The 2,955-nt window shown below is 67.2% G+C and carries 4 protein-coding genes; 1 reads left to right on the top strand and 3 read right to left on the bottom strand.

What is annotated here, in order from left to right; all coding sequences use genetic code 11:
- A partial coding sequence (locus JHD07_RS36825; protein ID WP_291631125.1) for a 4-(cytidine 5'-diphospho)-2-C-methyl-D-erythritol kinase occupies positions 1–607 on the top strand: 607 nt, incomplete at its 5' end.
- 111 nt (positions 608–718) lie between these two features.
- On the opposite strand, the gene JHD07_RS36820 is transcribed toward JHD07_RS36825, so the two are convergent.
- The 3 genes from JHD07_RS36820 to JHD07_RS36810 all read right to left on the bottom strand — a co-directional run.
- On the bottom strand, positions 719–1,594 hold the full coding sequence (locus JHD07_RS36820; RefSeq protein WP_291631127.1) for an alpha/beta hydrolase: 876 nt from the start codon (positions 1,592–1,594) through the stop codon (positions 719–721).
- 7 nt (positions 1,595–1,601) lie between these two features.
- Positions 1,602–2,234, bottom strand: a complete 633-nt coding sequence (locus tag JHD07_RS36815; protein ID WP_291631123.1) for a LysE family translocator — start codon at positions 2,232–2,234, stop codon at positions 1,602–1,604.
- 44 nt (positions 2,235–2,278) lie between these two features.
- The coding region (locus JHD07_RS36810) for a beta-ketoacyl synthase N-terminal-like domain-containing protein (protein WP_291631121.1) at positions 2,279–2,955 on the bottom strand (677 nt) is incomplete at its 5' end.

Genomic DNA, 2,955 nt, shown 5'->3' with positions numbered 1-2,955 from the left:
GGTGCTTCCGGTTGCCGCCGGCATCGGTGGTGGTTCGGCCGATGCCGCCGCTTCATTGCGGCTGTTGGCGCGTCTCAACGATCTGTCGCTCGATGATCCCCGCCTCCAGAAGGTCGCGCTCGCGACCGGCGCCGACGTGCCGGTGTGTCTCCTCTCGCGCGCCTGCGACATGACCGGCGTCGGCGAGCAGTTGCTGCCGCTGGCGCTGCCGAGCATGCCCTGTGTGATGGTCAATCCGCGTGTGCCTGTTGCCACCAAGGATGTGTTCCAGGCCCTGGGCTTGCGCAACGGCGAGCTTCTGGTCGGCGTCACCGACGTGATCCGCGCTCCCGCTTGGCCGGATGAGGGAGCCTCGGTCACCGATTGGGTCGAGGTGCTCGAAGATGTCGCCAACGATCTCGAAGCGCCCGCGATGCGCATCGAGCCCGTGATCGGCGAGGTGCTGGAAGCCTTGCGCGGTTCCGCCGGCGCCAAGCTTGCGCGCATGTCCGGCTCCGGTGCCACGTGCTTTGCGATCTATGGCGCCCCGGCCGAGGCGCATGCCGCCGCCGAAAGGATCCGGCGCGATCACCCCGGCTGGTGGGTGCATGCGGGCACGTTGAGCTAACCAATTCCCTCAACGGCGCTGCGTGGTCCGGATGAGCGAAGCGATATCCGGGGATACCTGCCTCGCGGCATCCCGCATGTCGCTTCGCTCATGCGGGCTACAAAGACCGAGCTAACCGGCTTCGTTCTCGTCGAGCCCCAAAAACCTTCGGATCTCGCCCAACACCTCCTGCGGCTTGTCGTGCTGCAGCCAGTGTCCTGCCCCGGCGATGGTCTCGATGTGCGCGTTCTGGAAATAGCGCTCCAGTCCTGCCGCCTTGGCGCCGGCCAGAAAGCTTTCGCCGGCATGGAGCAGCAGCGTCGGGCAGGCGATGCGCGACCACAGGGCGACGTGGTCGTCCGGCCAGAGCCGGTGCGGCGCGGAGGCGCGCTGATAAGGATCGAACTTCCAGCTATAGGTGCCGTCCTCGTTCTGCCGCGCGCCGTGCGTGGCGAGATGCAGCGCCAGGGCGCGGTCGAGGCGCTTGTTGTGCAGCATCATCTGCGCGGCCGCAGCCTCGAGCGTGGCGTAGCGGCGTGGCGCCCGGTCGTGCAGTCTGTCGAGCTGCGCCACCCATTTGGCGATGCGCTCGTGCACCGGCGGCTTCGTCGCATCCGGCAGCATGGTCACGCCGTCGAGGACGACGAGCTTGGTCACGAACTCGGGGAATGAGCCCGAGAAGATCAGGCTCACCATGCCGCCCATCGAATGGCCGATGAGAGTGACTTCAGGCGCTGCAACGGTGCGAAGGAGCTGTGCGAGATCGTAGACATATTCGGTCAGCGCGTAGCTTCCGCCCTTGGTCCAGTCGGAGTCGCCGTGGCCGCGCAGGTCCGGCGCGAGCACGTGAAAATGCGGCTGCAACGATCGGGCAATGTGATCCCAGCTGCGGCAATGATCGCGGCCGCCATGGACCAGGATCAGGACCGGCGCACCCTCGTTGCCCCAGTCGGCATAATGCAGCCGCAGGCCCTGCGATTCATAGAAGCGGTCTTGCGGGGCGAGCATCGTGTCGCTATCCATTCACCGGCCGCCGCGCCAGCGCGAGCGTGAGGCCGAGGCTGGCGATGAAGACGCCCGAGCCTTGCGTGAGGCGCCGCATCAGCTTTGGCCGTCCGATCAGCTGCGTGCGCGTCGCCGAGGCCATCAGCACCACGACGATGTCGGCCAGCGTGTTCAACGCCACTGAGATCGCGCCCAACATGATGAACTGCAGCGTCGGGTTCGATCCCGTGGGATCGAGGAACTGTGGAATGAAAGCGAGGAAGAACGCCGCGGTCTTCGGATTCAGCGCCTCGACCAGCACGCCGTCGCGGAAGGCGTGCTTGTCGCCGGTGGGCTCGCTCCCGAGCTCCATCACGCGGCCGGCGCTGCGAAAGGTCTTGATGCCGAGCCAGACCAGATAGAGTGCCCCGACGAATTTCACGGCGGAAAACAGCTCCGCGCTGGCCAGGATGATCGCGGAGATGCCAAGGCTGCCCGCCACGACATGGACCAGCCCGCCCAGCGCCGTGCCCGCAGTCGAGGCGAAACCGCTGGCGCGTCCCTCCGACAAAGTCCGCGCGGCAACGTAGAAGATGCCTGGGCCGGGAACGGCGGCAATGAGGAAGGCGGCGGCCAGGAAATGCCAGAAATTGGGCTCGATCATCCTGTTTTCGTAACGGAGCGAGCGGCGATTGCAAGGCCCTCTCGCTAGCCCATCCGGCGGAAGATCACGCTGGCGTTCACCCCGCCGAAGCCGAACCCGTTCGAGATGGCGTTCTGCATCGGCATCGCTCTCGCTGCGCCAGCAACGATGTCGATGCCTTCAGCGCCGGGATCCGGATTCTCGAAATTGAGCGTCGGCGGCGCGGTCTGGTCGCGCAGAGCGAGCACGGTGAAGATCGCCTCCAGGCCGCCGGCAGCGCCGAGCAGATGGCCCGTGGCCGATTTGGTCGCGCTGACGGCGATGCTGCGGTCGCGGCCGAACAGCGCGGCGATCGCGCCGAGTTCGCTCTCGTCGCCGGCCGGGGTCGAGGTCGCGTGCGCATTGAGATGCTGAACATCCCCCGACGCAAGCCTCGCCTGCCGCAGCGCGATCTCCATGGCGCGGCGGGCGCCGTCGCCATCGGGTGGGCCCGAGGTCATGTGATAGGCGTCAGCCGTCGTGCCGTAGCCGACGATCTCCGCGATCGGCCGCGCACCGCGTGCCAGCGCATGCTCGAGCGCCTCGATCACCAGGATGCCGGCGCCTTCGCCCATCACGAAGCCGTCGCGCTTTTGATCGAACGGACGCGAGGCGCGCGCGGGCTCGTCGTTGAAGCCGCTCGAGAGGGCGCGCGCGGCGGCAAAGCCGCCAAGGCTGACGATGTCGATGCAAGCCTCCGCGC

The organism is Bradyrhizobium sp. (assembly GCF_016462955.1).
Lineage (GTDB): Bacteria > Pseudomonadota > Alphaproteobacteria > Rhizobiales > Xanthobacteraceae > Bradyrhizobium.
This window is presented reverse-complemented; position numbering and strand designations above follow the sequence as displayed.